Genomic DNA, 4,237 nt, shown 5'->3' on the forward strand with positions numbered 1-4,237 from the left:
ATGCCACCTAGACCCGCCAGCGGTGCCTGCCTGCCCCATCCCGGCCGCGGTCGCAGCACGATCAGAAACAGCCACCCCGCCACCGTGAACAGCAGGTAGAAGCACCAGTAGTGGGTCAGCGCCAGCATGCCGGCGCACAGCGCCAACGCCACGACCGAACCTGCCGACCGCCGGCGCAGCGTACTCTCCAGCGCCAGTCCGCCGGCTGCGGTCAGGAACACCACCAGGCTGTACATCCGGGTCTCGGTCGCGAAGTACAGCGCGAACGGCGAGGTGAGGTACAGCACCACCGCCACCTGCGCGGCGCGTGCGCCGACCACCCGCCGGGCCAGCAGGTACAGCGGCGCGGCGGCGGCCAGGTTCACCAACGCCGACAGGGCCCGCACCGCGGACGTGCCGGTTCCGAACAGCTCGATCCAACCGTGCAACAGCAGGTAGTACAGCGGTGGTGAGCCATCCTGGCGAAGCCCGTCGAACAGCGTCGTGCCCGGCCCGGTCAACGGAAGCCGCGCAATTGCCACGCTCTGGGCCTCGTCCAGCCACAACGCCTGGCGGGCGGAAAAACGTACCGCCACTGCCCCGACAACAACAACGAACAGTGCTGCCTTGAAGAGGAGAACCGCCCGGTCAGGGCGGTTCAGGCCCGCTCCGGCCGGATCGGGGATGTTCTCCACCGGCCGAACCGCGACGTCGGTCACGGTCAGATCCTCCAGTCCCGCCGACTCAGGTTAACGCGATGTCTTGCTGGTGTAACCGGGGGAGACTTCCTCGTGGTAGTCCTCCTCGACGTTGACGCTCCACACGTCGTGGTTGGCACCGTCCACCATGTTCTGCACACTCAGCAGAGCGGTGTACATCGAGTGGTCCTGGTTGTTGTAACGGTGCATGCCGTTGCGGCCGACCGGGTGAACGTTCGGTGCGGCTTCGGCAAGCCATCCGCGCATGATTTCCACGTTCTTCTTGTAGTCCGCGTCGTAGAACGGGTAGGCCTTCGGCATGCGCACCACGAAACCGCGCTCCACCTGGTCCACCGGAACGAGACCCAGGGCGGCGAGTTCCTTGGATGCGAGTGCGATCAGGTCGTCGTCGGGCATCGACCAGGTCTCGTCACCCTCGAAGACGAAGTACTCCATCCCGAGGCAGGTACGTCCCTCTTTCACGAGGAACGGCGACCACGACGCGAAGTTCTGGATGCGCCCGACCAGCAGTTCGGGGGAATGGATGTAAATCCAGTTGTCCGGGAAGCCTGCGGATTCGGGCACCACGAGCGCGACGGTGAGGAAGTCCCGGTAGCGCAGCGCGTTTGCGGCCGCCAGGACGTGGGCCGGGGCCGGGGGATCCATCGTACGTATCAGAGAGGAGAACGACATCGACGACACGATCTCGTCCGCGTCGTAGTGGTGCTCGCTGCCGATGTCGGTCCGGGACGCCTCCGGCGCGCCCGCGGCCGGACCGTACCCACCGGTGACCACCGTGGTCACCCCGGTGGCCCGGCCGTCCTCATGGTGGATCGTGCGGACCTTCTCCTCAAAGACGATCTTTCCGCCACGTTCGGTGATCTTGTTTGCGGCGGTCTCCCACATCATTCCGGGCCCGTGCTTCGGGTACTGGAATTCCTCGATGAGAGAGGCGATGTCCTTCTGGTTCCGCCTCGGCATGACCGCGTTCACAATGGCGTTGAACAGCGAGAGGTTCTTGATGCGCTGCGCGGCCCAGTCAGCCTCGATCGTGCTGGCCGGCACCCCCCACACCTTCTCGGTGTAGGTCTTGAAGAAGATCCGGTAGAGGCGCCAGCCGAAACGGGACGCAACCCAGCCCTCGAATTTCGTCTGGTCCTTCGGCGGGCGGACCCTCGCCCAGAAATAGGAGAAGATGCAGCGCGCGGCCTCGAGGACACCCAGGCCGCGCAGGGCGTTGCCGGCGCGCAGCGGATAATCGAACAGCTTTCCGCTGTACATGATGCGGCTCGACCGCGGGCGCATCAAGAAATCCTCGTCGGGCAGAATCTCGTGCCAGAGCGCCTCGACCTCGGGCACCTTGGTGAAGAAGCGGTGCCCGCCGATGTCGAACCGCCAGCCTTCACGCTGCGCGGTGCGGCTGATACCCCCCACTACCGAGTCACCCTCGAGGACCGTCACGGGTACGTCCCGTTTCACCAGCTCCCAGCCAGCTGTAAGACCTGCCGGTCCAGCTCCGATAACGACGACCTCGGGCTTTTCGGCCACTGTGCCTGACCTCTCCTCAACTTCGCACGCGATGGTCATCCGCGCGACACACCAAGAAGCCGGTGGACAATAATCCGGCCCTGCTTCTCAGTCTGGCATGACCCGGACGGGCGCCTGTCCGCGACCCCTGGCGGCTGCGACAACACGACCCCGGCGAACGGGTTCGGCTCCGCCCGGCGGCCGCCCACGCGCACTCTGGCATGGTGCACGTCATGGCAGTGCCCCTACCCGCCAGGGCGAAAAATCCGGCCACCACACCCGGGCGGGTGTCCCCGGGCCACCCGGATCGGGGGACAGCGGCCCTGCTGCTGGTCGGCTGGAGCGCCGTCGCGGTGGGCATCGGCGCGGGCGACGGGCGAGGCCCCTGGCCGCTGGTTTTCGTGCTCGCCGGCTGGATCGCCGTACTGCTGGCGGCGGCCGGCCTCGCCGACCGATTGCGGCGGCGTGCGTGGCACTGGCATGGCGCCGCATGGACGGGGCTGGCCGGGGTGCTCACGGTCGGTGTGGCGCTGCGGCCCCGCTACTACGCGGCCGGGAGGTGGGCGGACGTCTCCGACGCGCTCGGGGTGGCCGCCGGGCTGCTCACCGCAGGCTCGCTCCTGCTGCGGGCACATCCCTCGACACCGACGAGCCCTTCGACACCGACGAGCCGCCGGAGGGCAGCCCGCCGGCTCGCCTCGCCGGCATGCTTCTGGCCGGTGGTCGGCCTGGTCGTGGGCGCCGGCGTCGCGATGATCCTCGCCTCGCCGGCGCCCCGGATCGACGTCTTCCACCTGCTGCAGGTCTCCGGACGCGGCCTGCTCGACGGCGCGGACATGTACCGGCAGCAGTGGGCGCCCAGCCGCGCCGAGTACCCGGTTTACGGGCTGTTCGACGTCTACCCCTACCTGCCCGGCACGACGCTGCTGCTCGCACCGTTCCGGTTGCTGCTCGGGGACGTCCGTTACGGCCTGTTGTTCGCGCTCGTGCTCGCCGCCGTCGCGATCCGCCGGATCGCCGGTGCGATAGCCCCCGACGGGGACGGGGACGCGGAGACCGACGTCCCGGCGGCGCTGCCACTGGTGGTGCTGGTCTTCCCCGGGTCCATGTACGCGCTGCAGCAGTCCTGGACCGAACCGCTGCTCGTCGCCTGTCTGGCCGGGATGGTGTGGGCGGTGCGCGCGGGCCGGACGGGCTGGGCGGTCGCCGCGTTCGCCCTCGCCCTCGCCAGCAAGCAGCATCTGGCGCTGCTGGTTCCGGTCGCGGCGGTGTGGCCGGCATTCGGGCCGAGGCGGGTGCTCGTGGCGGTCGCAGCCGCGGCGGCGCTGGTCGCGCCCTGGGTGCTGGCCGGGCCGGCGGACTTCTGGGCGGACGCGGTGATGACCAACCTGCGTTACCCCGTCCGGGGTGACTCGCTGTCCATACCCGGCGTGCTGGTCCACGCCGGTGTCAGGACCGGATTCGTCCCGATGCTCCTCGCGCTGGCAGGCGCCTACTGGCTGGCCTGGCGGGCGCGCTCGGACGCGGCCGGGTTCTGCATGGGCGCCGCCGTGGTGCTGCTGACCCTCGACGTCATGAACAAACAGTCGTACTTCAACCACTACACGCTACCGATGGCGCTCCTGGTGATGACGCTGAGCCTGCATGCCGTCGATCGGCCCCCAGGGGATACAGGAATACAGAGTCGATCAGCGCAGAGTTGAGAACCGTTCGAGCGAGGCACCCTCGTAGACCATGCGGCGGTCAACCTGGAAGGTGCGGTCGCGCAGGGCGGCCAGCTGGTCCGAGACGACCGCGCAGGCTCCTTCCAGGGTCTTGTAGCCGTCCGCCCGGACCAGGAACACCGCATGGCCGGGTCCGGCCATGGTGTTCACCCGGGCGGCGAAGTCCGCGCCGCTGGCCCGTCGCATCCGGACCGCGTAGTCGACCCAGTCGACCAGCGCCGGCCCGCTGGTGTCGGCGTAGACGATCTGCCTGACGTCGAGGTCACCGCGGCGCTCGATGGCCCGGTACACCGCCGGACCCAACTGGTC

Annotated in this window: 3 protein-coding genes and 1 pseudogene; 1 reads left to right on the forward strand and 3 read right to left on the reverse strand. The window is 68.7% G+C overall.

Features of this window, described 5'->3' with window-relative positions:
* Positions 1-698 (reverse strand): glycosyltransferase family 39 protein (locus tag DD1DGNOD_RS14295; RefSeq protein WP_206443172.1); only part of this gene is annotated, 698 nt, incomplete at its 3' end.
* 30 nt (positions 699-728) lie between these two features.
* Complete coding sequence (locus DD1DGNOD_RS14300) at positions 729-2,225, reverse strand: NAD(P)/FAD-dependent oxidoreductase (protein WP_131766872.1); 1,497 nt, start codon at positions 2,223-2,225, stop codon at positions 729-731.
* A 212-nt stretch (positions 2,226-2,437) separates the two neighbouring features.
* Here DD1DGNOD_RS14300 and DD1DGNOD_RS14305 point away from each other — a divergent pair, with 212 nt between their 5' ends.
* Positions 2,438-3,907, forward strand: coding sequence for a glycosyltransferase 87 family protein (locus DD1DGNOD_RS14305; RefSeq protein ID WP_131770363.1), 1,470 nt, complete (start codon positions 2,438-2,440; stop codon positions 3,905-3,907).
* Here DD1DGNOD_RS14305 and DD1DGNOD_RS29445 read toward each other — a convergent pair.
* Positions 3,893-4,237, reverse strand: a pseudogene (locus tag DD1DGNOD_RS29445) (glycosyltransferase family 39 protein); the annotation flags it as partial. The gene DD1DGNOD_RS14305 and the pseudogene DD1DGNOD_RS29445 overlap by 15 nt on opposite strands.

This window comes from Candidatus Protofrankia californiensis (genome assembly GCF_900634765.1).
GTDB classification, from domain to species: Bacteria; Actinomycetota; Actinomycetes; order Frankiales; family Frankiaceae; genus Protofrankia; species Protofrankia californiensis.